The organism is Streptomyces auratus, from assembly GCF_050433025.1.
In the GTDB taxonomy this organism is placed as follows: Bacteria; Actinomycetota; Actinomycetes; order Streptomycetales; family Streptomycetaceae; genus Streptomyces; species Streptomyces sioyaensis.
In genome coordinates, this window is the sequence record NZ_JBNGCB010000003.1 from 3,174,091 (window position 1) to 3,199,941 (window position 25,851).

Consider the following 25,851-nt stretch of genomic DNA (forward strand, 5'->3'; position numbering starts at 1 on the left):
GGAGGGAGATAGCGGAGGGAGATAAGCGGATCAGGTGGCGAAGAACAGTGCCGCGTCGCACCCCGCAGGGGTGTATTCGGCCAGGCGGGTGCGCAGGTTGTCCTCCCGCTGGGACCGGAAGAGGTGGTGCAGCGCGCCGGGTTCGGATCCGTCGTCGGCTCCCCGGCGGATCTCCTCGGCGCAGTCGTCCGCGAGCTCGACGTAGTGCGGCATTCCGTACCGTCGGCCGGCGAAGCGCAGGACCACGCGCGCGGGGTCACCGGACTGCTCGGGCTGGCAGTGCGACCGGGCCGGTGTGCGGGAGCCGGGCGGCAGCCAGCAGAACCGCACCGCGCCCTCGGCCGTGCGGGCGACCCGGACCTGCCCGTCCAGCAGGCAGTTGTCCAGCACCTCCACCGCCTGAACGTGCACCGTTCCGATGACCGTGGTCCGGCACGCCGTGAGGCGGACCGCGGCGGGGCCGTCGTCGGCGCCCCGCAGCGCCGCCACGTCCCGGTGGGTCGCGTCCAGCACGCTGTCGTACAGCACGACGGGGTTCGGTTCGGCCGTGCCGTCCGGGCCCGCCACCGCGATCGTGCCGAGGATGCTGCGGTGCACCTCGGTACGGACGGGGCTGCCGACGATCTCCAGGCTCGGCATCCCGGACGCCAACGGGACGCACCCCGGACCGAGTTGACGGCCGGGAACGAGAGTGCAGTGCCGCACGAGGAGCCGTCCCACGGGCCCTTGGACCTGGACGCCTCCGCCGGTGACCAGGAAGCCGTCCAGGACGATCCGCGGCAGGGGGGCGGTGCCGGGACCACTGCCGGTGCCCGTGATCCGCAGGTTCCGTGTCTCGTCATGGAACGGGGTGCCCAGCCTGATGACCGGGCGGGCCCCGTCCATGGCCCGGAGGGTGAGGCGATCACCCCGGTCGAGGAGGACGTCCGTCAGATCCTCGGTGACGCCGTTGCCGAAGACCTCGACGACCGCTGCGGCCTTGCCGGGGTGGGCGCGTTTCTCCGCGCGCCAGCGTGCGAGCGCCTCGCCGATCGTCCCGTGGTCCCGCCCCGGGCCGACCCGGTAGTGGACCTCCGCACCGGTCGGGGCGGAGTCCGGCCGGGCGTACTCGCCGCCGCCGAGATCACCGACGAAGGAGTGGTGGTAGCTCACCCACACCCGGCCGTCCGGACTGTCACCGGGCGGCAGGACGAGACGGCCGAGGACGGGATCGACGGCAGCCTGGCCTGCTCCGGGGCGGTAGTGCCAGTCCGACAGGTCGGCGGCCACGATCCGGTCCAGCGCCACCGGCTCGCGGTGCGCCTCCGGTCCGGTCCACAGGCACAGGCTCTTGCCCGGCCCGTAGTAGTCGCAGAGTCGCTCGGCCAGCGCCCGGCGCCGGATCGGCGCCGGCACGTTGGTCTCGTCCGCGGTGTGGCATGGCGAGGGCTCGGGCACGGGCCTGGTGACCAGGTGGGTGTCGATTCCCAGTACGTGGAAGGCGTAACAGCCCCGGTCCGCATCCAGGCAGAACGCCGGGGCCCGGGTCACCGCGTACGTCCGCGACCGCCACACGTGCAGCCCGACCCCGCCGAGGCCGTACCTGCCCGGACGCCGACCGGACCCGGTGCCTGCCACCTCCACCGTGTGCGCCAGTTCGTCGAAGGGGCCGCCCAGGCGGTCCAGGGCGTCGACCCGGCGCACGTCCACCAGCCCGCCGTAGCCGAGTCGGCGCCGGTCGACCCGGCTGTTCGACGCATAGCGGCGCACCGGCTGGGTGATGCTGAGCAGCCGGCGGTATTCGACGGCGCGCGCGGGCCAGTCCGCCACGCTTGCCGCCAAGTCCTCCAACAGGGCGAGCGTGCCCTTGCGGCGGCGGTTGATCACGGTCTCCGCGACGTCGCGCCGGGGAACGGCGGTGGCTCCCGGCAGCGCCTGGTAGCCGATGAGTTCGCCGAGGTAGAAGACAGCCCAGTCGTCACACGTCTCGATGAACCAGTTGTCGTAGAGGCGCTCGATGTCCGCCTGGACGACATCTGCCTGCTCGGCGATGACGTCCAGCAGCGCGTACAGGCGGCGGCCGCCCTCCGCGTCGAGTCTGCGGTGCAGCGCGGGCAGCAGCTCGTACCACTCGTCGGGTGTCATGGGATCCTCCGCAGGACCAGGGTCTCGGGTACGGCCGGGTCCAGCAGCGCGAGTTGGGCGGGCCGCAGCACGGTTCGCGCGGCCTCCGGTGGCGCGTCACGCACCGCGCGGTACCCGGCAGGAAGGGCCGGGACGTAGGTAGCCACCGAGGGACGGCCGGCGAACCGGACGATCTCGGATGCCTCGGCGCTCTCCGGAAACCCTCCGAAGGCGTCCACGGTGACGAAGTCGACGCCGGGCGCCGCCTGCGCGGCGGCCACGGCGGTGCTGAGGAAGGCCGGTTCGGCCAGTTCCGCCGCCGCGAAGCCCAGGGCGGCCGCCAGCGCGTCCCGGACCCGCTGCTCCACCTTGTCCGGGCGGTGCCCGGGTGCCGTACGGACACCGAGCGCCAGCACCAGCCGCACCCGTTCGCAGTGCTCGACCCGAACCGCCAGAGCGGGGTCACCGTACCGGGCCATGGCCGTGCGCAGGGCCGTCAGCAGCGGTGCGGCGGCCTCCGGCGAGGTGGCGTCCGGCGTGGCGGCGGCGATGGTGACGTGCACGACGGGGCGGGAGTCGGCCGCGCACCGGCGCGCCACGGCCTTGTCGACCCCGGCGAACGCCCGGGCGAAGTCCTCGTGGTCGCGTACGGACACCAACCGGTCGAGCGCGGCCGGCCGCACGAGGATCGGCCGCCGCAGCTCGTCGGGCCCGTCGGCGTCCGCGCCACCGGCGGCGGGCAGCGGGTTGGTGACTCCGTTGACCCCCAACGGCCGGTCGACCAGCTGGTTGATCTGCCCGGCCGCGACATTTCCCGCGCTGCCGCCCCCGACCCGGTAGCGGGCCGTCACATTCTCCCTGCCGGTGGGCAGTCGCGCGCCCCGCCGGCCGTCGCCGAACTCGACGGCCGCCGCGCCGTCCACGCCCGCGCGCAGCTGGTACGCCCGGGCGGCCGGCCCCTCGTCGGCGAGGTCGGCGGACGCCCGCCACACCACGTCGTCGACCCGGACGGTGAGCGCCTCCCGGCCCCCGTCGGGCGTCGCCGACGGCATCCAGGCCAGCGGGCCCCGCCGCAACGGGAAGACCTGGCCGGCCCGGCCGGCGTCTCCGCTGCCGAGGACCTCCTCGCACGTCTCCCCGGCCGTCGCCGGGACCACGTTGCCGTGGACGACGAGCGTGTCGCGCCGGTAGGCGTGCGTCAGCGGCGCGTCCAGCAGGAGCGTCGTGCTGACGCGGTCGTCGAAGGGCGTTCCGTCGAAGCCGTGCCGCACGCCCACGAGCACCGCGAGTTCGGCGCCCGGCACCCCCGTGCTCCGGCCGCCCGCCGAGGCGTCCTCGACCGCGATGTCGGTGCGTTCCCCGGCCACGATCAGCGGCCGGCCGGGCGTCAGCCCCTCGTGGACCCCGTCGAGCCGGATCGTGTCGCCCGCAACGGCGGACGGGTCGGGCGAGGGCGCCGGGACCAGCGGCTGACCGGCGGCCCACACCGTGGTGGCGCGGCGGGCCGTGATGTCCCCGGTGTCGTCGGTCCAGGGCCGGTCCAGGCGCAGCCGGGTCACGCGCAGGGCGTACTGCTCGTCGGCGACGGCGAGTTGGGCGACCTCGGTGACCTTCAGCACGCGGGTGGGGGAGTCGTCCGCCCACCGGACGGCGATCCAACTGCCCGGCAGGATCTCGTCGTAGACGGAGTCGAGCAGCAGCACGTCACCGGAGAGCTGCTCGGCCGCCTCCGCCGCGTGCGGCGCGGCCGCGTGCAGCAGCCGCCGCACCCGCGCGTCGTCGGGAAGGGTGGCGCCCATCGGCGTGGCCTTCACGCGGAAGCACCACACGCCGGGCGGCGGGGCGGTCGACACCGAGACGACGCCGAGCGCGCGGCCCAGGGAAGCGGTCACGTCGGTGCCGCCGTCGGCCAGCAGCCGGGGGAGCGCGTCGGACCCTGCGCCGAGGACGTCGGCCACGCCTGCGGCCCCACCCGCGGGGGCGGGGTGCCGCCCGATGGCGTGCAGCAGGGGATCGAGGGCATGCAGGATGTGCCGGCCGGCGCCGGCGTGGTCCTGCAGCAGGGCCGCACGCTCGGCCGAGCCGTCGGGCGGAGCCGGGGCGGCGCCGGCCGTTGGCTCGGCGATCTGCCGGGCGGCGGCCTTGATCGTGGCGATCCGGACGGCCGCCCGCTCGATCAGCGCCTCGGCCTCGGGAGGCCGGGGCGCACCGGCCGGCCACTCCCGCAGCGCGCGGAGCTTGCGGTCGAGCGAAGCGGCCAGGGCGTCCGGGTCGCGCAACTCCCTGGCCCGGTGCCGTACTTCCCGCATGAGCTGGAGCAGGTCCTCCAGCGGCCCTCCCGACGGCAGCCGGGCCGCGGCCTCCTCCCCGTCCTCGCGCAGCGCCTCGACCGCGTTGCGCAGCTGCCGGGGCGCGTCGGGCACCTTCAGCAGCACGGTGGTCCGCCCGTGCGCGGGGTCGGGCCGGGCGCTGTCCACCAGGCGGGTCAGGTTCAGGCGCGGGTCGTCGTACGTGAACAGCAGCCGGTCGCCGGGGCGCAGGGTGTGCTGGACCCCGGCGATGTCGAGGGACGGCATGCGGGCGGCGACGTCGGCGGTCAGGGACGGCGGCCGGGTGGTGCGTACGGGAAGCCGGTTCCATTCCGCGCGGGCGACGAGGTCCTCGCTGGTCTCGTAGGTCTGCGGCAGGCCGCCGGGGGCCGGCCGGCTGGTGACCCGCGATCCCGCCGGGACGACCGTGCGGGCGCCCGCTTCGAGGGTGTAGGCGAGGTGGGTGGACGCGGCGAGGGAGGGCCGCCGCCGGTGGCCGACCAGGCGTCCCAGCCGCACGAGCGAGGCCTGCTCGGTGGCGGTGCGCAGGTAGCCCTCGTCGGCGATCCGTTCCTGATAGAAGGTCAGCACGTCGGCGAGGACGGCGAAGGCGTCCAGCAAGGCGAGGGAGGGGTCGTCCGGTTCACGGGTGGTGAGTCCGGCCAGGGCGGTGTTCCCCGCCCGGGGCAGCCGGGCGAGCATCGCGTCGAGGAACGTTTCGTACGTGCCCACGCGGTACCGCAGCGCGGGCAGCCCGGGCCGGTTCCACACCGGAGCGGGACGGGGGTCCCTGCCGTCGGTACGGGGGCCGTGGCCCTCGGGGGAGCCGGTCATCGTCCTCCTCTCACACGCAGCACGAGGCGCCCGTTCTCCGGGTGGGCGGCGTCGGCGTCGAGCCGGACGATCTCCAGCGGGCGCAGTCTCAGCTCACCCGTCGGCGGCACGTCCACCCCGGCCGCCACGCCCTCGCCCGGCGCCTGGAGCCGGCGCAGCCGGGTCACTTCGGCGTTGCGGACACCGGGCACGCTCATGCACAGGGCGATCAGGGCGCCGGCCCGGACCGGGGTGCCGAACGTCAGCGCGTCGGGATCGAAGAATCCCGGGCCGCCGTCGGGCCCGCGCCCCGGCAGCAGCCGGCGCAGCAGCTCCGCGCGCACGTGATCGGCGATGCAGTGCGGGCCGACCAGCACGTCGAGGGCGACGTCGAGCGGCACCTGTACGGCGGGACGCGTCACCACGTCGTGCCCGATGCGGCGGAAGCGGTGCAGGGAGGCGCGCACCTCCTCCAGGAGGCGGGGCGACGGATCGGGGGCTCCGAGGGGGTCCACGGCCACCTCGGCCTCGTACCAACTTCCGTTCCAGCGCAGCGTGGCGGCGGCCCGCTGCACGTCGGAGCGGGCCGCCGCCAGGGTGGCGTAGTCCTCCGCGGTGACGGCGCGCAGCAGCCCGCGGAACGGTTCGCGGGGGGCGGCAAGCCGCGCCTCGGCGACCGGTTCCGGGTCGGTTCCGCCGGTGGCGGGCAACGGGTTGCGCACCGCGGTGACGTGTTCCAGGGCACCGGGGACCCGGGAGGCGATCCGGTTGACGGCCTCCGCACCGATGTTGCCCTCCTGCCCGTTGCCGATGCGGTACTCGGCGCACAGCCGCGTACCCGGGCGGGGCGCGGCTCCGCTGCGGCCGTCGCCGAAACGGAGCGCGAGCACTCCGTCGTCGTCGGTCTCGCCGACCACATGACGGTCGCACGGTCCGCTCGCGAGGAGGTCCCGCCGGGGCGTCCAGGGCAGCCCGGCGTCGTCCCCGTCGACCCCGTCCTTCGGTGGGTGCAGGCGCAGCGCGGGCACGGCCTCGCGGGGGTCGGGCCGCAGGGCGCCGCGGACCGAGCCGTGCAGGGCGGGATTGTCCGGGTGGACCGCCCATGCGGCGGCCCGGCCCCAGGTCTGGGCCAGTTCCCAGCCGGTGTCCTCGGGGTCGAGCACATATCCGGACCGGGCGCGCCGGTCCAGGGCCTCCAGGCGGCGCAGCTTCGGTTCGAGCAACTCGTCGAAACGGGACAGCAGTCGGCCGAGGACCCTGCCGGGATCGTCGTCGTCGGACAGGCCGCGCAACTGCCGCTCCCCGAACAGGACGTCGAGAAAATCCCGGTCCTCGTCGGACAGCGCCGTCACCGATTGGTGGAGATCGCGCAGCCGGTTCCGGGCCCGGGTGGCCAGGCCCGTCAGCTGCCGGGCCTGTGCGGCGGCGAGATCCGCGGGCCGGGGATGGGGCGGCGACCAGGTGACGTGGCGGCCGCTCAGGGTCGTCACGAAGGGGCGGGCACGGCGCACGGCCGCGGCCGTGCGCGGTCTGCCGTCGGCGTCGCGGGACGATACGGCGGCATCCGGCCCGACGGCGTCGCCGGGCGCCGGGGCGGCGTGCCCCTCGGCCGGCCCGGGGACTTGGATGATTTCCTCCCCGCCACCGCCGGACAGCCAGGTGTTCTCGATGCCCTGCTCGACCAGGAGGGCGTTGCCGCAGGCAACGGCGGTGGGGCGCGGGCGGCCGGGGCCGTCGGCCGGGCCGACGCGCAGCGGAAAGGTGAGCGCGTCCTCGTCGGCCCACTCCACGTCGACGAGCAGCGTGCCGGTGGCCGGGTCGACGTCCGGTGTGACGCGGGTGAGCCGGACGGCCTGCCGCCGGGCGGGACCGGGGCCGGCGCCGTCGTCGGGTCCGGAACCGGCCACCTCCTCCAGGACGAGCAGGTCACCGGGGACCAACCGCAGGGCGCGTTCCGTGCCGTCACCGTCCAGCAGGCCGGCGCGGGTCGCACCGGCCGGCAGGTGGGCCTCCGTCCGGCTGTCCGGGACCAGCGGGATGCGGTTGTGCTCCGGGCGCAGCACCATCTCCCGGCGCTCCATCGGCCGGTACACCGGGTGCCGGCCGGTGACCAGCAGGTCCAGGGGCAGCACCGGCCCGACCGTCTCCGGGGTCCCGTCCACCGGGAACGCCGTGAAGGCGAGGTCGGCGGTCCGCACCGGCACCGCGGCGTCGGTCTGTACGCAGACGACCGCACGGGCCGCGCAGCCCTCGTGCATGGGGTAGCCGACGAGGCGGGCGTGGCGCCGCACCGAGGTACGCAGCCGCGCGGTGTCGAGGTAGGCCTCGGTGGCCACGGCGTCCTGCTGGTAGCTGAGGTGGTCCCCGACGTAGGCCAGGAGTTCCACCAGGGTGACCCAGACATCGGGCGCCCGCCGCTCGGTCCACTTCGGCAGCGTGAGCGCCAGCCGTTCCAGCAGCAGGCGCCGGAAGCTCGCGAAGTCCTTGGCCAGATAGTCGATGGCCGGGGCGGGCCAGGCGGAGGGGCGAGGCGCCGGCTCGGGGGCGGACGGGGCGGGGGCCGGCGCGCGGTCGGTGGGGTGGAAGCGGAAAGCGGCCCGGTCGCGGCCGCGACGGAAGCCGCTGCCGAGGGCGCGCAGCCGGTAGGTGGACTCGTCTCCCGGCCGGTCCAGCGTCAACGTCAGACGGTTCGCCGGACTGCCGCCCGCCTCCGCCGAGGTGTGCCGTACGACGCGCAGGACGCGGATCTCGGTGACCCGCTGCCCGCCCTCGACCCGGAAGCTGTGGCGGTCCAGGCGGGCCGGGAGCGTGCCGGAGAAGGTGACGGTCAGCGTGCGCCGCCCGGCGTCCACGTGCACCTGCTCGATCCCGGCGACCTCCTCGTACGCCGTCGCGCCGCCGCGGTCCCCGCCGCCCGGGTTGCCGGGCTCGCTCGTGACGGTCATGCCGGCGTCCCTTCGCGGACCGTCAGGCTGCCGCGCTCCCCGGTAGCCGTCAGGGCGTAGGTGACGTGCACGACCAGGGCGGAGTCCTCGCTGCTGACCGTCAGGGACTCCACCGTGAGCAGGTCGCCGAGCCAGCGCTGGAGCGCGGACTGGGCCGTCATCTCCACGGTCGCCGCCAGTTCCGGGCTGTTCCCGGCGAAGACCAGGTCGAGCAGCCCGCAGCCGAAGTCGGGGCGGTTGACCCGCTCCCCGGGGGTGGTGAAGAGCACCTGCTCGACCATGTCGCGTACGTGTCCGCCGTGCTCGACGTGTGCGGTGCGGCCGCGGCTGTCGACGCGGTACGGGAAGCCGATGTCCATGCGGTCACATCCCCGAGACCCTGTACTGCAGGGCCATCACCATCGGAGGGTTGGGCGGCGGCGTGCCGACGCCCAGCGCCGGGGCCAGGCTCGGCGCCGGCGTCGGGTGGAGCAGGACGGGCACGCCCTGCACGAAGACCCGGCTTGAGGCCTGGAGCCAGGTGACGCTGGTACAGGGCGGAGCCCCCAGCGACGTGGCCGGGAACGAGCAACCGGCCACCAGAAACGTGTCGGCGGCGGTCGCGACGGGCAACGAGCCCACCAGCACCCGCTGCTGGGACGGCGCCGGGATGGTGACGTTGCCGGGGGGATGGGCGCACATCATCGTGGCGCCGTAGTGAAGCAGCAGTCCGGGCATCGGTTTCCTCGCTCTTCCTCACTGCACCATCAGAGCGCCGCCGTTGATGATGACCTGGTTGCCCGCGAGCTTGATGCTGGCTCCTTCGGGCCCGCCGCAGGAAATCTCGATGGACATGTTGCTGAGGTGGATGAACGGCCCGTTCTCGCCGTCCAGTTGCAGCCTGATCCCGCCCGCGGGCCCCCGCTGGTCGCTGATGACCAGGGCGCTCTGGGACGGAGTGGCGAGGACGATCTGCGGCGTGCCCGGATCCGCCGACCGGGCGGCCGACGGCACATCCCCGGGCCCGCCCCGCCAGAAACCCACCCACACCGGCCGGTCGGGGTCCCCGTCGAGGAACTGCACCCACACCCCCGCCCCGGTCGGCGGCACCACGTACATGCCGCAGTCCGCCCCGGCCAGCGGGGTCAGCGGAGCGGCCCACACGCAGACGTCCGCACCGAGCACCTCCGGGACCCGGACCTGCAGCAGCCCCGCCCTTGACTCGTCCACGGCGGAGACCACGACGCCCTGGTACAGGCCCTGCCACTGCCGCATCGTCTCCACGGTCATGGGCTCACCACCTGGGTATCGGAGACCAGGCCCTCGCGCGCCAGGGTGAAGTGCTGCCGGTACGTGCTCCTGGTGAGGTCGTGGGCGACACTGCGCACGAGGTAGCTCCCGTCGTAGGAGGGCCCGGCCCCGCGCACGCCCACGAGGTGGTGGGCGCTGAGCACATGGCCGTAGCGCAGCACGTCCAGCGTTCCCTGGGCGGTGACCGGGTCGCCGGACACCTCCCGGCCCAGCCCGGCCAGTCGGGCCCGGGTGAGGGACCGCCCGGTCTGGCCGGTCAGCGGCCGTTCGCACAGGGCCGGGGCCGGCTGCGCGGCCAGATTCCGGCGCAGCACCTGTGGTTCGGGCGGGACGACCTCCGAGATGTCCCGCGAGCCGGGGTCCACATGGTGGGTGCCGTACCGCGTGGCGGCCAGACCGTCGAAGGCGAAGCTCAGCTCCTCGACGTTGTCCGCGGCGCCGCAGTCCGTGGTGAGGGCCGGCTGCGCGTCACCCTGGCGTTTCTGCGGGCCCCAGTAGGCGGTGCTGAGGCCCGGCTCGGGCCCCGGTTCGAGGTGGAAGACGTGTCCCACGTCGGCGGCCGTCGCGCGGAGGTAAGCCAGGTCGGTCGCCACCTGCACGGGGATCGCCACCGCCGGGTCGGGCCGGTCGGTGAGGAGCGGTGGCACGGCCAGCGGGGTGATCCCGTACTGCGCGTAGCGGGCGCACACCGTCACCGCCCGCAGGTGGGGCGGCAGCCCCGGATAGGCGCGCCGTACGTGCTGAAGGTCCATCAGCAGCGACAGGTCCTCGCCGGTGACCGTGAGGAACGACGAACCGGGCGCCTGCCCCGCGTGTACCTCCTGACGGGTGATCACCCCGTCCATGAGCACCTGGCAGCGGCCCGCGAGGACCACGGCCACGACGACGCGCTTCTTCACCCCGAGTGCTCCGCCGGGCATCACCGCCTGCCGCAGTGGAGACCGGGGGCTCAAGGCCAAGGTCAGCTGGAAGCCGTTCGTCACGCCGGAGGCGGACGTGACCCGCACATGGTGGAGGGCGTCCATGAGCGCGGCGGGGGCGGGCTCGGGCACCGCGTCACCGGTGAGCAGCATCAGATGCAGACGGGAGGTCATGGCCGCCCGGCCCCGTCGGAGGCGCGGCCTCCCGGTACGCCGGCGGGCAGGGTGAGGCGCAACCGCCGGCCCGGCACCGCCGTCAACGACGCCGGCCACAAAGCCCGGCCGGCGTCGGCGATCCGCCAGAACTGTTCCGGGTCGCCGTAGTGCCGGGCCGCGATCCGGTCGAGCCGGTCCCCGGCCGCCACGACGTGCACGCCGACGGCCGCCAGCTCCTCGGGCTGCGGCAGGAATCGGCGCCGCAGGTGGCTGACCCGCCGGCCGTCCGGGAGGGTGTGCACCGTCGTGGGAATCCCGTAGTACCTGCTGCTGGGCTCGAACATGTTGTCCTCCTCGGGGTCATCGCGCGCCGCTCACCCGCCCGGGTAGCCGACCGCTCCGGGGCCGTAGCCGACCAGTGCCGCGAACCGCTCTCTGCCCTGCTGATAGCGCAGGTACAGCCCGCCCGCCTTGTGGGCGAAACCGACATCGTCGACGGTGAGCACCCGCACCGTCAGCGACACCCGGGCCCGGACCGGGTTCAACTGCCCGTCGTAGGCCTCCTCGGTCACGGCGACGTCCATGATCCGCACCGGCAGGACCCGGCGCGGGCCGAGCACCAGCACCGGCAGCGGGGCCTCCACCGGCGCGATCTCCAGCAGGCCCCGGGAGGCCAGCTCGTGCTGCTGCGTGAGCTGCTCGCTCGTGGGGCAGATCGCCAGCTCCAGGGCCGACAGCGCCCCGAACAGGCCGATGTCCGCGGGTGGTTCGGGACCGGCCGTGGAGGCCCACTGGTCGGCCGCGTCGAATTCCGCGTCGACGTGGAAGGTCTCCCGGGGCGGGCCGTGCAGCCGCAGCGCCTCCAGCCGGTCCCCGGGGTCGTCACCGATGCCCTGCGGCCGCAGTGTGCGGGTGAGCTGGTCGGGGTTGTACTGGAAGGGCACGACCCGCAGTACCTGTCCCCGCTCGGGGTCGAGGAAGACGAAGCCGCCGCGGTGCGGCGCGGGGGTGGTCATGCTGCTCGATCACCTGCTGTCGGTCGTGTCCTCATCGCGGCTCTCCCGGTTGCCGACGCGGCTCTCCCGGTCTCCGTCCCGGCTCTCCCGGTGCCCGTCGCGGATCTCCCGACTCGCCGGAGTACAGGGCATGGTGGACGGCGCGGGCGATGCGGCGGCCCAGGGCGGCGGGGTCGGCCTCGGCCCACGCGGTGGCGCGGTGGACCTGCCGGTCGCGCGGCCCGTCCACGGGCGTATGCGAGATCAGCTCGGCGAGTTCCGCCTCCAGGGCCGCCCGCACCGCCGAGGCCTGCGCCGGACCGTGCGCGGTGTGCAGCACCAGCCGCCGGATGCGCAGCTCGACGCGGGGCGCGGTCATGTGATCACCACCGCCGTGTCCGCGTCGAACCGCTCGGCCAAGGCGTCGACGAGCGGGCTGTCCACCCCGTCGACGCGCAAGCGGAGCGCGTGCCGCCCGGGTGCGCCCCGGGCCATCCGGAACCGCAGCGTCCCGGTGGGCTCGGTGAAGAGCTCGGCGCGCACGGGCAGATCGCCCACCAGCAGCTCGACGCGCTGCCCGGGATGGACCCGGGGCGCGCACTCCACCATGAGTTCCACCGCGCCGCCGGCGTCCCGAGCGGTGGCCAACGGCAGCCGGCCGGTGAGGCGCGGGGCGACGTCCACCGTCCGGGTGCCGGCGGTGCATTGGCTGCCGTCGGCGGCGGTGAGGACCAGGACGACCCACCAGCGGCCCGCGCCGTGATCCTTGCCGAGCACGGCACGTACGGTCCCGGCACCGGTCACCCGCGCCGGCAACTCCACGGGCCCGCCGAGCACGGGGTGCGTCAGGCGGACGCTCACCGCTGCGGCGTCGAGGCCACTACAGGTCAGCTCCAGTTCGGTGTTCGGGGCGGCGACCGTCGGGCGGACGGCATGGAGGACGGGCCAGGGAGCCGCGACCGACGCGGCGGCCTCGGGGCCACGGTCGAGTTCCCCGCGGCGCAGCACGGGCAGCGGGGTCCGGCCCGGCACCGTGCTGTCGATCAGAACGATCCGCGCCTCATAGGCGACCGTGAGCCGGCCGCCGATGCCCAGCGCCCGCCACAGCCGCGTCAGCTCCTCGGTGCTCATGACGGCCGGCGTGATCCGCACCGGTTCCGGCTGCTGGTGCAGGTCGCTGAAACCGGCCGCTGCCCTCAACGCGTCGGGCGGCAGGACGGGCCGGTCGTGCAGGGCCGACATGGCCGCGCCGAGCAGGAGTTGAGGGACGGCGGCCGCGGCGTCGGCGGGCGCGCGGCAGCTGAGCAGATAGTGCAGGACCAGGGGCAGCGGCGGGCGGCGGGTCTCACCGGGCCGGGCACCCACCGGGTCGGTGTTCCGCCAGGCGCCGTCGACGCTCGTCCGGTAGAGGAACACGTTCAGCTCGGCAGCGGTCGGCTCGTCGGCAGCCTCGCGGGGTGCGTCGGCCGTCACCACGGCGCCGGGAACCGTACCGCTCACGGCGTCCTGGAGCAGCGCACGCAGGGTCTCCGTCACCGCCGCCACGGACCGGCAGTCGCTCACGACCGCCTCCCCGAGAGGTACGCGTCGAGGCTCAGACGGGGCAGCCGCCGGGGGCCGGGCCGCTCCGCGCTCGACGGGGCGACGGTACGCACGTCGACCCGGTCGATGGTGATCCGTACGACCGTTTCGGGCGCTCCGGTGTCCACCGGCCGTTCTGCGACTGGCCGTTCCGTGACTGGCCGTTCCGTGACTGGCCGCGCGACGGACGAGGGCGGGTCCGTGGGCGTGGGCGGGGGCGGGGCGAGGTCGGCGTGCGGGGGCGCGAGCCGATTCGGCGGGCGGGGCGGGTCGGTGGTGCCGGTTGGTGTGGCAGCCGGTCGGGCTGGGGGCGCGGGCCACCGGGGACGGAGGGAGGCGGCACCGGCCTGCGGGGGCGCAAGCGGCCGCCCGGAGGGGGTGCGGGGATCGGACGTGGCGGCGGGTCGCCGGGGGGCCGCGGGCACCGCGGGCGGCTCGGCGGCGGTGGGCCGGTGGGCTGCGGCCGCCGACCCGCGTCCCGGGAGATCACCGTCACCGCTCGATGGGGTGGCCGCATGCGGTGGCGAAGCGGCGGCGGCCGCGTGCGGGCTGCGGCCGCCCGGTCGGAGGTCCGCGGGAGTGGGAGGCGTGGTGCCGGGCCTGGGGCGTCCCGCGGGGGTGACGGGGGACTGGTCGGTGTCCGGCGATTCGTGTCGGGCGTGTGCCGTGCGGGCCGAACGCCGGATTCCGGGACCCGCCGAGGGCTCGTTGTCCGCGCCGGTCAGGCCGGGAGCCGGGGACGTCGGAGACTTCGATGCCGTGGATGCCGTGGATGCCGTGGATGCCGTCGAGGACGACGCGGTGGCGGGGGACGGCGCGGCGGCGCGGAACGGTCCGGAATCCGGGCCAGCCGGAGACGAAGAGGACACCGCGGGCATCGCCGGAGCGACGACGGCTTCCGGAGCCGCCGCGTCCTCGACCGGTTCGCCTGCCGCCGGCCGCCCCTGCGGACCGCTCTGCGCATCCCGCTCGGCGCGGTGCCCGCGGCCATCCGGCCGCCGACCGAGGCGGCCGGCAGCGGAGTCGTTCGAAGGCCGGACGGGGTGCGTCAAAGCCTGGCCGACCGGCGGGCGTACGGCCGCGGCCGACGGCGGAACAGGTCCGCCGGAGTCAGCCGGGCCGCCGTCCCGCAGCGGGCCGCTGACGGCCCGGCCGTGCCCCTCGCCGCCACGGCGGGCTGCTGCCTGCCGGTGGTCCGGCGCCTGCCCATGGTCCGGTGCCTGGCTCGTCTCCCCGGTCGCCGTACGGCCATCGCCCCCCTCCCTCGTCCGGGCGGCTGACCGGCCCCGCCCCTCCCCGGCCGCGGCACTCGGCGCCTGCTCCTCCTGACCGGGTGAGCCCGTTGCGGAGTGGCGGGCGGGGGCTACGGTGCCCGGATCCGGGGCCGTAGTCGTCGGGGCGGTCGCGGCGCCGGGCCGACGCCTCCCGCGGGGCGTGTCACCGCGCAGGCGTGGGGCGGACGGATCGAAGACGTGGGGCGGCAGGGGCCGCAGCCTCGGTCCCGGCTCCCGCAGCAACCGGGCGACGAAGTCGGTCATCGCGCGGCGACCTCCAGATAGAACTGCCGCCGTACCGGACTCACCGACAGCACATCGGCCTCCGACCAGCCGTACGCCCGCGCCAGCGCATGGACCTCGTACAACAGGCGGCGCGCGCAGCCGTCGATGTCGGCCCACAGGTGCTCGGCGATATCGAGGGCCGCCGTCCACTGGTGGTGGCACCGCGGACACGCCAGAGCGACCGTGGTGTCCGCGCCGGGGTCGAGGTCGGCCAGCCGCTGTCCCACCTCCTCCAGCACCGTGTCGGGCACCGGGTCCTGTGCCGGGCTGACACTCACCACGCAGCGGCGCAGCAGGGCGTGGAGGGCGTCCGGACCGTCCGGGTCGACGGCCAGCAGATCACCGCCCGTCAGGGCGCGGTACGTGACGTCGAGCCCCTGCGCCACCAGCCTCGCCGTCCCGGCTTCGGCCGGCACACCACCCGCCTCCGCCCCCGGGGGCCGCAGTTCCCGCGTGCTGACCGTGACGTCCAGGCTCTCGCCGCAGCCCGGACAGTCGGACGTACAGGGGAGGGTGTCGCCGAAGGCCTCGGAACGCAGGTCCAGCAGGAGGGCGTTGAGCGCGGCCACCGACAGGCGGGTGACGTCCGCTCCGGTGGCTGCCGCGAGGGTGGCCAGGAGCGGTGCCCGCGTGGTCGGCGGCTGCCGGAGCCCGTGCTCCCACACCTCAAGGACGCGTTCCTCCGTCAGTTCCCCCGGCACCCGCGTCACCCCGCGGTGTCGGTGAACTGCGGTTCCTGCGGCGGGTTGGTGTGCTCCCGCACCCAGCCGTGGTGCTCCACCTTGATGTGCTCGAAGGCGACCCCGTTGGCGGCGGCGTCCAGTTCGGGCAGGCTCTGATACTCCGAGACCCAGCATTCGTGCACGGAGTAGGACAGCACCTGCTTACCGCTCTCGTCGAAGACGTCGATGACGAGGTCCCGACGGAAGTCCTTCAGCGACGTCTCCAGGCCGCCCGAGGAATTGCGCAGGCTCCAGGCCCGGTTCGCCCACTCCTCGAAGGCCGTGTCCACCGTGCAGCCGCGCTCCAGGGTGATCGGCTCGTACTCGGTGCGGCCGGGAAGCTTGCGGCTGGTTCCGGGGTCACCCCCGTTCCGGTGCCGGATCACCTCGGTTGTCCGCTTCAGCCCGCTGACCCGGCTGATTCCCGCGATGTACTCGGTGGCGCCGCTGAACTTCACCCGGAACCGGAAGTTCTTGAACGGGTCCCGGCGTGTCACCTCTGCCATCGGCCGTCCTCCTAGACCTGAATCTGCCCGGCGAGCTGCTGAATGTGCACGATCACGAACTCCGACGGTTTGAGGGGAGCGAAGCCGACCTGGATGTTCACGATGCCGCGGTCGATGTCGTTCTGCGGGTTGTTCTCTTTGTCGCACTTGACCAGGTACGCCTCCTGGGGCGTGCGGCCCTGGAACGCTCCGGCGCGGAACAGGGTGTTCATGAAGGCACCGATGTTGAGCCGGACCGACGCCCACAGCGGCTCGTCGTTGGGCTCGAACACCACCCACTGGGTGCCGCGGAACAGGCTCTCCTCGACGAACAGCGCCAGGCGCCGCACGGGGAGGTACTTCCATTCGTCGGCGAGCCGGTCGGCCCCGCGCAAGGTCCGCGCTCCCCACGCGACGGGGCCGGCGGCCGGCAGCCGTCGCAGGCAGTTGACCCCGACCGGATTGAGCTCCCCGATGTTCCCGTCGGTCAGCGGCACTTCGAGGTCGACGACACCGTTGAGGGAGGCGTCCGTACCCGCCGGCGCCTTCCACACGCCGCGCTGTACGTCGGTACGGGCGAGGACGCCGGCCATGACGCCCGAGGGCGGGAACGGCCGCAGCGCCCCGCCGCGGAGCGGGTCCGGCGCGAGGACGCGGGGGAAGTACACCGCGGCGTTCTTCGCCAGGTCGCCCTCCAGCACCGGAGTGCTCTTCACCCGGTCGACCAGCTGGGTGACCGACACCGGGTCACCGTTCTCGGGAGCCGTCCACGCGGCCGGGGGGTCGACCAGGAAGACGGCACGGCGATCGGCGCACAACGCTGCCGACTGCGTCAGCAGATCAGTGAGGTTTTGGTTGTTCTGCTGGAGCCACTCGCAGTCGGGCAGGCAGAGCACGTTGAAGATGTCGGTCTTCAGCAGCTGATGGACGCCCGTCTTCTGCGCTTCGCTGCCCGTGTAGTCGGCGACCGACGACGGGCGGTCGTCGGCGTCGCCTCCCAAGGGCCGGGCCTGGCCTGTCGTCTCCGAGGGCAGCACATCCGCGAGGCGGTTGGCCTCGTCCGGGTCGAGCCGGACGAGCTGGGAGGAGGCCAGCTGGTGATCGAGACTGCGGGGGCTGTCCGGGTCGGTGGTGACGTTGCGGTAGGTCTCCGTCAGGCCGTTGCCGTTGTCCTTGATGATGAGGTTGAACACCGGCTTGGCGGAGGACGGGGCTGCCCCCGCGCCGTCCTTTTCGGGCTTCGCCACGTCGTAGTCGACCTTCACCTCAAGGCGCTCTGCCCAGCGGCCCGGCGAGGCGGCAAGGAGCTCGAAGGGCTGCCCGGCGGAGGCCGGCTTGGCGGCGGCCGGCTTGGCGGCGGGGGCGTCGGCCGCCGGGGTGCCGGCCTCTCCGCCCTCCTCGCCCGCGGGCGAATTCTCGGCCTCCCCTTCCGCGGCGGGCTTGCTCCGGCCCGTACTCCTCGCCGGCGGCGGGGAGGAGGCACTGGGCAGTTGCCGCCGCTGCGAGCCGGGGAGCGGCACGCGGACCGTGTTCAGCTGCTTCGGGTCCGCCTTCACCACCCGGACGATCTCCGCGTCGCTGCCGCCGTTGAGAAAGAACTGGTAGACGGCGTAGCTCATGGGGCTGTTCATCTGGAGTCCGCCGTACACGGTCTCGTAGTCGGCCCAGCTCGTGACGTGCACGGGCCGGTCGACCGGGCCCCGGGGCGCGTAGCCCACGAACGCGGCGACCGACGTGGGCACGCCCGTGATCGTCCTGACGGAGCTTTTGACCTCGTCGATGTAGACGCCCGGATACGTGAGCTTCATCGGCATGCAGGGCCCCTTCTGTCCATCTGGTACGGCCTTCTCCCCCGGTGGGCCGGGGAGTGCGCGGAGAGAGGGAACCGCAGACGTGACCCGGGAAGAACGGTGCTCGTGATCACGGGGCACGCTAGCCGCGAGCGTCACGTGTGGTGGTCCGACGCGGGACGTGCGCTTCGATCAGGTGACGCGGCGTGCGCTGTTCGGCCCCGGAAGAGCCTCGGAGGACGGCCCCGCCAGAGGGCGGACACGGTCACGGTGACAGCGTCGCCGGAACAGGGCGCGGCAGCCGCTCGCCTGGGCGAACCGGTTCGGGAGCGTCACATAGGTACCGGCGGCCTCCGCGGCTCCCTCGGGGCTCGGCACGCCGGGAGCGATCGGTCGTTGGCGATCGGTCATTGCTGGTCATGTGAGGGAGCGGCGATCCAGTCACCCGAAAGCAACTACTACCTTTCGCACCACGCCATTTCGCTCTCACGCTCCTTGACCGCGTGAAGTCAGGGACGCGAGACATTGGGTTGCGATCATCTCTCGTCAGCGTGATTCTGAAGTGGGTTATCGCACCTCTGGCAGTGCCGATTTCAACCATCAGGCAGCTCCGGAGACAGCTCCACATGAGTCGACAGCCTTTAGGTGCTGGCTTGACGGTGTGTCGGTCACTCGCAAGCCCCTTCAGGGAAGTGCGACGCCGTTTCGACAGCGTCCCGTGAAAGGTATTCACCATGACTGAGCAGAATGACGGCAACACCATCACGCTTCCCGAAGTCATCATCGTGGGAGACCCGAACCAGTCTCCCAAAACCGTTGCGGACTGGTTTGCCGAAGGGTTCTACTTCGGCTGGAATCACCCGGAAGGTCAACCTGAGGCGCCGGCACCCTTGGATGAGCCGTACCTACAGGCCTATTTCGAAGGTGTCGGGGCGGCCCGCGGAAAGCGGGGTGATTTCGACCAATACGAAGGTCCGGAAATCGGCCCTGACATCGGCGGTCCGACCTTGGAAGAGTTCGAACGCGGATTCCGTGAAGCACTCGAAGATCTCTTCCGAGAGGAAGACAAGCACATTGAAAACGAGCCACACCTCGAAATAGCGCCGGGGCCGGGAACCCTTTAACACCCAGAGGTCTCTCGCGGGCCGGGCATGCCGTAATTCGGAGCACATCTGACATGTGCTGTCATGTCATGCCAGGGGCGGGTACGCGAACGAGGTCCGTAACCGCCGGGGTGCTTGTCGTGACCAACGTGGGCCGTGCCGGCTCGTAGACTTGTGCTGACCTGGTGCGACCCACCGCCCACGGAGGGCACCCACGGAAGGACAACATGCAGGCCGGAGCGGATAGTTGAGATTTCTGCACACCTCCGACTGGCATTTGGGGCGGTCCTTTCACCGGGTGAATCTGCTCTCCGCGCAGCGGGCCTTCCTCGATCATCTCGTCGAGACGGTGCGCGCCCGGGGGGTCGATGCGGTGCTGGTCGCCGGTGACATCTACGACCGTGCGGTGCCGCCGCTCGCCGCCGTCGAGCTGTTCGACGAGGCGCTGCACCGGCTCGCCGGTCTCGGGGTCCCGACCGTGATGATCTCCGGTAATCACGACTCCGCCCGCCGGCTGGGCGTCGGCTCCGGACTGATGGAACGGGCCGGCATCCATCTGCGGACCGACCCGGCGGGCTGTGGCACGCCGGTGCTGCTCGACGACGCGCACGGCCCGGTGGCGCTGTACGGGCTGCCGTACCTCGAACCCGCCATGGTGCGGGACACCCTCGGCGCCCGGCGGGCCGACCATGCCGAGGTGCTGGGCGCGGCGATGGACCGGGTACGGGCCGACCTCGCCGGACGGCCCGCGGGGACGCGCTCGGTGGTGCTGGCGCATGCCTTCGTCACCGGCGGCGCGGTGAGCGACAGCGAGCGGGACATCACCGTCGGCGGGGTCGCGTCCGTCCCGGCGGCCGTGTTCGACGGGGTGGACTACGCCGCCCTCGGGCATCTGCACGGCTGTCAGACTCTCACCGAGCGGGTCCGCTACTCCGGATCGCCGCTCGCCTACTCCTTCTCCGAGGCCGGGCACCGCAAGTCCACCTGGCTCATCGAGCTCGATGCGGCGGGCTCCGTACAGGCCGAGCGGGTGGACTGCCCCGTACCGCGGCCGCTGGCCCGGCTCCGGGGAACGCTGGAAGCGCTGCTGGACGACCCGGCGCAGGCGCGGCACGAGGACTCCTGGGTCGAGGCGACGCTCACCGACACCGCCCGCCCGCACGAGCCCATGGCCCGGCTCACCAAACGCTTCCCGCACCTCGTCAGCCTCGTCTTCGACCCCGACGAGGTGCCCGGCCACTCGCCGGCCTCGTACGCACAGCGGCTGCGCGGCCGCAGCGACCAGGAGATCGCCGAGGACTTCGTGGCACACGTACGGGCCGGCCGCGCGGCCGATGCGCAGGAGCGGGCCGAGCTGCAGTCGGCGATCGACGAGGTCCGCACCGCCGAGATGGCGGCCGAGGTGGCGCGATGAGGCTGCACCGGCTCTCGCTCACCGCCTTCGGACCGTTCGGCGCCGCCCAGACCATCGACTTCGACCGGCTCGCGGGCGAGGGCCTCTTCCTGCTGCACGGGCCGACCGGCGCGGGCAAGACCTCGGTCCTGGACGCGGTGTGCTTCGCGCTGTACGGGTCGGTGCCCGGAGCGCGGCAGAGCGGTCAGGCGCTGCGCAGCGATCTGGCGGACCCGCTGACACCCACCGAGGTCGTCCTCGAACTGACCGTCGCCGGACGGCGGTTGGAGATCACCCGGCTGCCCGAGCAGCCCCGCCCCAAGAAGCGGGGCAGCGGTACGACGAAGGAGAAGGCGCAGAGCCGGCTGCGGGAATTCGTGCCGGCCGAGCCCGGCGCCGGGGGAGCTGCGGGCGGCGACGGGCCCGGCCCGGACGGCCACTGGAAGGCGCTGAGCCGCTCCCACCAGGAGATCGGTGAGGAGATCGGCCAGCTGCTCGGGATGAGCAAGGAGCAGTTCTGCCAGGTGGTGCTGCTGCCGCAGGGCGACTTCGCGCGCTTTCTGCGGGCCGACGCGGAGGCCCGCGCGCGGCTGCTGGGGCGGCTCTTCGACACCCGGCGGTTCGCGGCGCTCGAAGAGCAGTTGAACGCGCGCCGAAAGACCGCCGCGGACACGGTCCTGGCGGGCGACGAACGGCTGCTGGCCCTGGCGCACAGGATGGCGCAGGCGGCCGGTGAGAGCGCCGACCTCACCGACCCGTCGGTCCCGGCGCCGGACCGGGACGGGCAGCCGGCAGCGCGCACACCGGCCCGTGGGCGCGGCAGCGCGGCGGCCGGCGGGCGCGGCCGGGCCCCGGCGGCGGTCATGGCACGCCCGGCGGTCACGGCGACGGTGCCGGGACAGGGCGGAGCGGTGGAGCCCGGCGGACGGGGAGCGGCCCAGGCCTCCGCCGCGGACGATCCGGCAGTACCGGGCCCGGGCGAACCGGGATTCGTGGAGACGGTGCTGGTGCGGGCGGCCGTGGCCCGGGTGAGCGCACGGGAGCGGCTGACGGTCGCCCGCAGCGCGGTGGCGGCCGCCGAGGCCGCGGAGCGGGCGGCGGCCGAGCAGTGGACGGTGGCCCGCGAGCGGGACCGGCTCCAGCAGCGGTACGCCGACGCCCGGCGGCGGGCCGACCGGCTCGAAGCCCACGCCGAGGAGCGGGAACACACCCGCGGCCGGCTGGAGCGGGCCCGCGCGGCGGCGGAGGTCGCCCCCGCGCTCGCCCTGCGTGACGCCGCCCGGCGTGAGCTCGACACCGCCCGGCGCGCCGAGCGGGAGTGCCGGCGTCCGCTGCCCGTCGGCCTCGCCGACGCCCCGGGGGAGCAACTCGCGGCGCGGGAGCGGGCGTTGCGGGAAGACCTCGGGTCGCTCACCGCGGCCCGGCGGGCCGAGCGGCGGGCCGCCGACATCGCGCGGGAGCGGGCCGCCCTCGACCGCGAGGCGCGCGCCGATGAGCAGACGCTGCTGGACGCCGCCGAGTGGCTCGCCGCATGGGACGAGACCCAGCGCGCCCATCAGCAGCGCATCGAGGCGGCACAGGAGGCCGCCACCCGGGCCGAACAGCTCGGCGCCCGGATCGCACCGGCCGTCGAGCGCGCGGAGGCGGCCCGTCGGCGCGACCGGCTCAGCGACGAAGTGCGCACGGCGGAAGGGGAGTTGCTCGCCGCGCGGGAGCGTTCCACGGCCGCCCACGAACAATGGCTGAAGCTCAAGGAACAGCGGCTGCGCGGGATCGCCGCCGAGCTCGCGGCCGGGCTGCGCGACGGCGATGCCTGCGCGGTGTGCGGGGCGACCGAGCACCCCGACCCGGCGCGGGCCCGTGCGGGCCATGTCGACCGGGCGACCGAAGAGGCCGCGCAGGAGGCCCACCGGCAGGCCGAGAAGACCCGCCGGCAGACGGAGACCGAGTACCAGTCGGCCAAGGAGGCACTGGCCGCCTCGGCCGCCGCGGCAGGGGACGCCTCGGCCGCCGAACTCGCCGCGCAGGTCCAGGAGTTGCGCGCCGAGTATGCCCGTGCCCATGCGCTCGGCGCCGGACTGCACGCCGCCCGTGAGGCACGGGGGCACGCCGAGCGCGAATACGAGCGGCGCCGTGCCGAGCAGCAGCAGGCCGAGCGCCGGGCCGCCGCCCGTACTTCCCACCGCGAGGCGCTGGACCGCGAGCGAGCCGCCCTGGAGGAGGAGCTCGCCCGGGCGCGGGGCGACAGCCCGAGCGTGGCCGACCGGGCGGCCAGGCTGGAGCGGCAGGTGACCCTGCTCACCGAGGCGGCGCAGGCGTCCCGTACGGCGGAGTCCTGCGCCCGGCGGCTCGAAGAGGCCGGGGCCGGGCTCGCCGACGCCGCCTCCGGTGCCGGATTCGACACCGCCGAGGCCGCCGCGCAGGCGCTGCTGAGGGACGGCGAATGGCGGGCGCTGCAGCAGCGGCTCGACGACTGGCAGGCCGAATCCGCCGCCGTGGAGGCGGAGTTGGCCGATCCGCAGGCCCGCGCCGCCGCGGCGCTGCCGCCCGCGGACCCGGCCGCCGCGCAGGGTGCGCACCAGGACGCGGCGGCCCGGCTGCGTACCGCCTCGGCCACCCTCGCCGCGGCACAGGAGCGCTGCGCCGCGCTCGACCGGCTCTCCGCCCGTGCCGAGGACGACGCCCGCCAACTGGCCCCGCTGCGCGCCGACCACGACCGCATCGCCCGGCTCGCCGCCCTCGCCTCCGGCACCTCCGCCGAGAACGCCCGGCGGATGCGCCTGGAGTCCTACGTCCTCGCCGCCCGGCTCGAACAGGTCGCGGCCGCCGCCAGCGCCCGGCTCCAGCGGATGTCCGCCGGCCGCTACACCCTCGTCCACTCCGACGAGCGGGCCGGCGGCGCCCGGCGGTCCGGCCTCGGGCTGCATGTCATCGACTCCTGGACCGGCCACGAACGGGACACCGCCAGCCTCTCCGGCGGCGAGACCTTCTTCGCCTCGCTCGCGCTGGCGCTCGGCCTCGCGGACGTCGTCACCGATGAGGCGGGCGGCGTCCGGCTGGACACCCTCTTCATCGACGAGGGGTTCGGCAGCCTGGACGAACAGACCCTGGACGAGGTGCTGGACGTGCTGGACTCGCTGCGCGAACGCGACCGCAGCGTCGGCATCGTCAGCCATGTCGCCGACCTCAAGGCGCGGATCCCCGCCCAGCTGGAAGTCGTCAAGGCTCGGTCGGGCTCGACCGTCCGGCACCGGCTACCCGGCTGAGCCCGCCGCCCGGACCGTGCCGGGGCCGCCGTCGGCGGTCCCGGTGGCCGCCGCACGGAAAACCGGGTGACGGCGGCCCGGGGCGCCCACCAGGCTGGTCCGCCATGACCTACGCCAGCAACCGGCCCGCCGCCGGCACACCCCACCGCGACCCGCTGCCGCTCCTCGGCCGGACCGCGCTGGTCACCGGAGCCAGCCGGCGCAGCGGTATCGGCTACGCCGTCGCCCGGCGGCTGGCCGCCTACGGCGCCGGTGTCTATCTGCACCACCACGTGCCGCACGACGCCGGACAGCCCTGGGGAGCGGACCCGGGCGGCCCGGAGGCGGTCGCCGACGGAGTACGTGAGGTGGCCGCGCCCGGCGCGGTGGTGGCCCACGGGCCGGCCGATCTGGCCCGGCCGGACGCCCCCGCCCGGCTCCTCGACCGCGCGGTCGAGGCGCTCGGCGGCCGGCTGGACATCCTCGTCGCCAACCATGCGCTCAGCGGCAGCGACGGCCCCCTGGACACCCTCGACGCGGCCATGCTCGACGCCCACTGGGCGGTCGACACCCGCTCGGTGATCCTCCTCGCCCAGGCCTATGCGCGCCGGCGCGCCGCGGGGCTGCCGGGCGGGCGGATCGTGCTGATGACCTCGGGCCAGGACCTGGGGGACGGCATGCCAGAAGAGCTCGCCTACGGCCTCGCCAAGGGGGCGCTGGCCTCGGCGACCCGCAGCCTCGCCAGCACCTTCGCCGCCGCCGGGGTGACCGTGAACACCGTCAACCCGGGTCCCGTGGACACCGGTTACGCGGTCGGAGAGCTGCGCGACCGGGTCGCCCGGTGCTTCCCCGGCGGGCAGTGGGGCGCACCCGACGACCCGGCCCGGTTGATCGCCTGGCTCGCGACCGACGAGGCGGGCTGGATCACCGGGCAGGTCATCAACTCCGAGGGCGGCTTCCGGCGTTGACCCGTTCCTCGTCCGTGGCGCCGGCCGCGTCCCCCGGCGCCACACCGGCCTCGTAGACACGCAGCCCCTCGCGCTCCCCGACGAAGCGGAAGCCGGCCCGTTCCAGTACGCGCTGCGAGGGCAGGTTCTCCGGCTCGGTCAGGGCGCACACCGTCCGTACCTCCGGGTGGGTGGCCGCCCACCGGGCCAGCAGCCGTACGGACTCGGTCGCCCACCCGGCGCCGCGCGCGGACGGGGAGAGGTCATAGCCGATCTCCACGAAGCCCTCGTCGTCCGGCGGGCTGTGGAAGCCGATGCTGCCGAGCGCCGTGCCGGCGACCGCATCGGTCAGCACGAAGACGCCCCAGCCGGGCCGGTAGTGGCCGGCCGCGGCGGCCCGTACGGCGATGCCGGCGCCGCCGGAGGTGGTCTCGGCCGGGGTGCCGTCGATCCAGTCGAACCCGGCGGACTCGCCGTCCGCGACCCGTGCGGCGGTGGACGGCAGCAGGGCGCGCAGCGCCACCCGGCCGGCCGTGAGCGCCAGCGGGTACCCGGCGCCCGCGGTCACCAGCGCCTCGAACAGCGGCCGGTGGTCCACCCCCGCGGGCAGGCCGCTGACCTGGCCGTCGCCGACCTGCACCACCCGCCATACCCCGTCCGCCCGCCGCGCCAGATCCGTGGTGACGAAGCGTGCGCCCAGCGCCCGCACCGCAGGCGCCACCGAGGCGAGATCCGGGACGGGCCGCAGCCCCGGAGTGTCGGGATGCGGACCGGTCAGCACCGGTTCACCGTCGACCCACCACACCCGTGCCGCACCCATCGCATCGAAGGACTCGACGGCGCGCAGCACCACACCCCCGGTCAGGAACTCCCCCTGGCGGGCGAGGAAGCGGCCGACGATCGAGGACAGCAGCTCCGCGTCGGCCGCGTCGGGGACCTGGACGGCTTCCTCTCCTTCGTGCTTGCTGCTCGTGAACCGGCCCGTGACGATCAGCGGGCACGGCTGGCCCGGTTCGCCCAGCGAGGCGGCGAGCCGGGCCAACGCGGCCGGCTCCGGGGTACGGCCGGCGGCGCACGGAAGCCAGACGCTGCGCGGCGTCAGCGCGCGGAACGCTTCGTACCAGCCTGGGAGTTCCCGGGCGGTGCGGTAGGCGGCGGGGGAGGTCAGCAGCCGGCCGCCGTGTGCGGCGAGCGCCCCGGCGAGCGCGGCATACCGCTCGGGCGGCAGCGCCCAGCCGCGGTACCAGACCGGTCCGGCCCCCCGGGGAACCCCGGCCAGCGCCCCTTCGGCGTCCCCGGCAAGCAGCGCCTCGTGGTCGAGCACCGCGCACCCGGCCCCGGCCGACAGCGCCGCGGCTGCCTCGGGCGCGAAGCGGGGATCCGCCCCTAGCCGCCCGCCGGGAGCCGCCCCCGACCGGGCGTGGCGGGGGGCGCCGGAGAACAGAAGCAGCGGCGGGCCGGCCGCAGGGTCCACTGTCATGTCAGCAGACCCTAC

General features: G+C 74.5%; 20 protein-coding genes. 4 read left to right on the forward strand and 16 right to left on the reverse strand.

From position 1 onward, the window contains the following. Positions 1–30 precede the first annotated feature (30 nt). The 15 genes from BKA18_RS33645 to BKA18_RS33715 form a co-directional block, all read right to left on the reverse strand. The gene (locus BKA18_RS33645; protein ID WP_366047254.1) at positions 31–2,124 is read right to left on the reverse strand and encodes a hypothetical protein; all 2,094 of its coding nucleotides are present in this window, start codon (positions 2,122–2,124) and stop codon (positions 31–33) included. Further along, positions 2,121–5,246 (reverse strand): putative baseplate assembly protein, encoded by a 3,126-nt coding sequence (locus BKA18_RS33650; protein WP_366047255.1) that lies wholly within the window; start codon positions 5,244–5,246, stop codon positions 2,121–2,123. Before BKA18_RS33650 ends, BKA18_RS33645 begins: the two co-directional genes overlap by 4 nt. Beyond that, entirely contained in the window at positions 5,243–8,170 is a 2,928-nt protein-coding gene (locus tag BKA18_RS33655; RefSeq protein WP_366047256.1) for a putative baseplate assembly protein, read from the reverse strand. Before BKA18_RS33655 ends, BKA18_RS33650 begins: the two co-directional genes overlap by 4 nt. Beyond that, positions 8,167–8,529 (reverse strand): GPW/gp25 family protein, encoded by a 363-nt coding sequence (locus BKA18_RS33660; RefSeq protein WP_366047257.1) that lies wholly within the window; start codon positions 8,527–8,529, stop codon positions 8,167–8,169. The genes BKA18_RS33655 and BKA18_RS33660 overlap by 4 nt, the downstream gene beginning before the upstream one ends. A 4-nt stretch (positions 8,530–8,533) precedes the next feature. Continuing rightward, positions 8,534–8,887 (reverse strand): hypothetical protein, encoded by a 354-nt coding sequence (locus BKA18_RS33665; protein ID WP_366047258.1) that lies wholly within the window; start codon positions 8,885–8,887, stop codon positions 8,534–8,536. Between the two features lie 18 nt (positions 8,888–8,905). After that, positions 8,906–9,439, reverse strand: a complete 534-nt coding sequence (locus tag BKA18_RS33670) for a phage baseplate assembly protein V (protein ID WP_366047259.1) — start codon at positions 9,437–9,439, stop codon at positions 8,906–8,908. Further along, complete coding sequence (locus tag BKA18_RS33675) at positions 9,436–10,554, reverse strand: hypothetical protein (protein ID WP_366047260.1); 1,119 nt, start codon at positions 10,552–10,554, stop codon at positions 9,436–9,438. The genes BKA18_RS33670 and BKA18_RS33675 overlap by 4 nt, the downstream gene beginning before the upstream one ends. Continuing rightward, complete coding sequence (locus tag BKA18_RS33680) at positions 10,551–10,880, reverse strand: LysM domain-containing protein (RefSeq protein WP_366047261.1); 330 nt, start codon at positions 10,878–10,880, stop codon at positions 10,551–10,553. Before BKA18_RS33680 ends, BKA18_RS33675 begins: the two co-directional genes overlap by 4 nt. Positions 10,881–10,910: 30 nt before the next feature. After that, the gene (locus tag BKA18_RS33685; RefSeq protein ID WP_366047262.1) at positions 10,911–11,552 is read right to left on the reverse strand and encodes a hypothetical protein; all 642 of its coding nucleotides are present in this window, start codon (positions 11,550–11,552) and stop codon (positions 10,911–10,913) included. Positions 11,553–11,583: 31 nt separating this feature from the next. Beyond that, the gene (locus BKA18_RS33690; protein WP_366047263.1) at positions 11,584–11,910 is read right to left on the reverse strand and encodes a hypothetical protein; all 327 of its coding nucleotides are present in this window, start codon (positions 11,908–11,910) and stop codon (positions 11,584–11,586) included. Further along, positions 11,907–13,094 (reverse strand): Pvc16 family protein, encoded by a 1,188-nt coding sequence (locus BKA18_RS33695; RefSeq protein ID WP_366047264.1) that lies wholly within the window; start codon positions 13,092–13,094, stop codon positions 11,907–11,909. The genes BKA18_RS33690 and BKA18_RS33695 overlap by 4 nt, the downstream gene beginning before the upstream one ends. Beyond that, entirely contained in the window at positions 13,091–13,240 is a 150-nt protein-coding gene (locus BKA18_RS33700) for a hypothetical protein (RefSeq protein ID WP_366047265.1), read from the reverse strand. The genes BKA18_RS33695 and BKA18_RS33700 overlap by 4 nt, the downstream gene beginning before the upstream one ends. A 1,406-nt stretch (positions 13,241–14,646) precedes the next feature. Beyond that, on the reverse strand, positions 14,647–15,372 hold the full coding sequence (locus BKA18_RS33705) for a hypothetical protein (protein WP_366047266.1): 726 nt from the start codon (positions 15,370–15,372) through the stop codon (positions 14,647–14,649). Between the two features lie 5 nt (positions 15,373–15,377). Further along, on the reverse strand, positions 15,378–15,899 hold the full coding sequence (locus tag BKA18_RS33710) for a phage tail protein (protein ID WP_358924837.1): 522 nt from the start codon (positions 15,897–15,899) through the stop codon (positions 15,378–15,380). Positions 15,900–15,910: 11 nt separating this feature from the next. After that, a complete protein-coding gene (locus BKA18_RS33715; RefSeq protein WP_366047267.1) occupies positions 15,911–17,692 on the reverse strand; it encodes a phage tail sheath family protein in 1,782 nt (593 codons plus the stop codon). Between the two features lie 710 nt (positions 17,693–18,402). Here BKA18_RS33715 and BKA18_RS33720 point away from each other — a divergent pair. From BKA18_RS33720 to BKA18_RS33735, 4 genes are all read left to right on the forward strand, one after another. After that, positions 18,403–18,792, forward strand: a complete 390-nt coding sequence (locus BKA18_RS33720; protein WP_366047268.1) for a hypothetical protein — start codon at positions 18,403–18,405, stop codon at positions 18,790–18,792. Between the two features lie 226 nt (positions 18,793–19,018). After that, positions 19,019–20,185, forward strand: a complete 1,167-nt coding sequence (locus tag BKA18_RS33725; protein WP_366047269.1) for an exonuclease SbcCD subunit D — start codon at positions 19,019–19,021, stop codon at positions 20,183–20,185. Beyond that, a complete protein-coding gene (locus BKA18_RS33730) occupies positions 20,182–23,430 on the forward strand; it encodes an AAA family ATPase (protein ID WP_366047270.1) in 3,249 nt (1,082 codons plus the stop codon). Before BKA18_RS33725 ends, BKA18_RS33730 begins: the two co-directional genes overlap by 4 nt. A 104-nt stretch (positions 23,431–23,534) precedes the next feature. Continuing rightward, positions 23,535–24,377 (forward strand): SDR family oxidoreductase, encoded by an 843-nt coding sequence (locus tag BKA18_RS33735; protein ID WP_366047271.1) that lies wholly within the window; start codon positions 23,535–23,537, stop codon positions 24,375–24,377. Here BKA18_RS33735 and BKA18_RS33740 read toward each other — a convergent pair. Next, positions 24,349–25,836: a GNAT family N-acetyltransferase gene (locus BKA18_RS33740; protein WP_366047272.1), complete on the reverse strand. Its 1,488-nt coding sequence runs from the start codon at positions 25,834–25,836 to the stop codon at positions 24,349–24,351. The two genes, BKA18_RS33735 and BKA18_RS33740, sit on opposite strands and share 29 nt — an antisense overlap. Between the last annotated feature and the right edge of the window lie 15 nt (positions 25,837–25,851).

Bases quoted from the DNA above. Each gene is read 5' to 3' on its own strand.
- BKA18_RS33645 (WP_366047254.1), bottom strand. From the start codon at position 2,124: ATGACACCCGACGAGTGGTACGAGCTGCTGCCCGCGCTGCACCGCAGA.
- BKA18_RS33650 (WP_366047255.1), bottom strand. From the start codon at position 5,246: ATGACCGGCTCCCCCGAGGGCCACGGCCCCCGTACCGACGGCAGGGAC.
- BKA18_RS33655 (WP_366047256.1), bottom strand. From the start codon at position 8,170: ATGACCGTCACGAGCGAGCCCGGCAACCCGGGCGGCGGGGACCGCGGC.
- BKA18_RS33660 (WP_366047257.1), bottom strand. From the start codon at position 8,529: ATGGACATCGGCTTCCCGTACCGCGTCGACAGCCGCGGCCGCACCGCA.
- BKA18_RS33665 (WP_366047258.1), bottom strand. From the start codon at position 8,887: ATGCCCGGACTGCTGCTTCACTACGGCGCCACGATGATGTGCGCCCAT.
- BKA18_RS33670 (WP_366047259.1), bottom strand. From the start codon at position 9,439: ATGACCGTGGAGACGATGCGGCAGTGGCAGGGCCTGTACCAGGGCGTC.
- BKA18_RS33675 (WP_366047260.1), bottom strand. From the start codon at position 10,554: ATGACCTCCCGTCTGCATCTGATGCTGCTCACCGGTGACGCGGTGCCC.
- BKA18_RS33680 (WP_366047261.1), bottom strand. From the start codon at position 10,880: ATGTTCGAGCCCAGCAGCAGGTACTACGGGATTCCCACGACGGTGCAC.
- BKA18_RS33685 (WP_366047262.1), bottom strand. From the start codon at position 11,552: ATGACCACCCCCGCGCCGCACCGCGGCGGCTTCGTCTTCCTCGACCCC.
- BKA18_RS33690 (WP_366047263.1), bottom strand. From the start codon at position 11,910: ATGACCGCGCCCCGCGTCGAGCTGCGCATCCGGCGGCTGGTGCTGCAC.
- BKA18_RS33710 (WP_358924837.1), bottom strand. From the start codon at position 15,899: ATGGCAGAGGTGACACGCCGGGACCCGTTCAAGAACTTCCGGTTCCGG.
- BKA18_RS33715 (WP_366047267.1), bottom strand. From the start codon at position 17,692: ATGCCGATGAAGCTCACGTATCCGGGCGTCTACATCGACGAGGTCAAA.
- BKA18_RS33720 (WP_366047268.1), top strand. From the start codon at position 18,403: ATGACTGAGCAGAATGACGGCAACACCATCACGCTTCCCGAAGTCATC.
- BKA18_RS33730 (WP_366047270.1), top strand. From the start codon at position 20,182: ATGAGGCTGCACCGGCTCTCGCTCACCGCCTTCGGACCGTTCGGCGCC.
- BKA18_RS33735 (WP_366047271.1), top strand. From the start codon at position 23,535: ATGACCTACGCCAGCAACCGGCCCGCCGCCGGCACACCCCACCGCGAC.
- BKA18_RS33740 (WP_366047272.1), bottom strand. From the start codon at position 25,836: ATGACAGTGGACCCTGCGGCCGGCCCGCCGCTGCTTCTGTTCTCCGGC.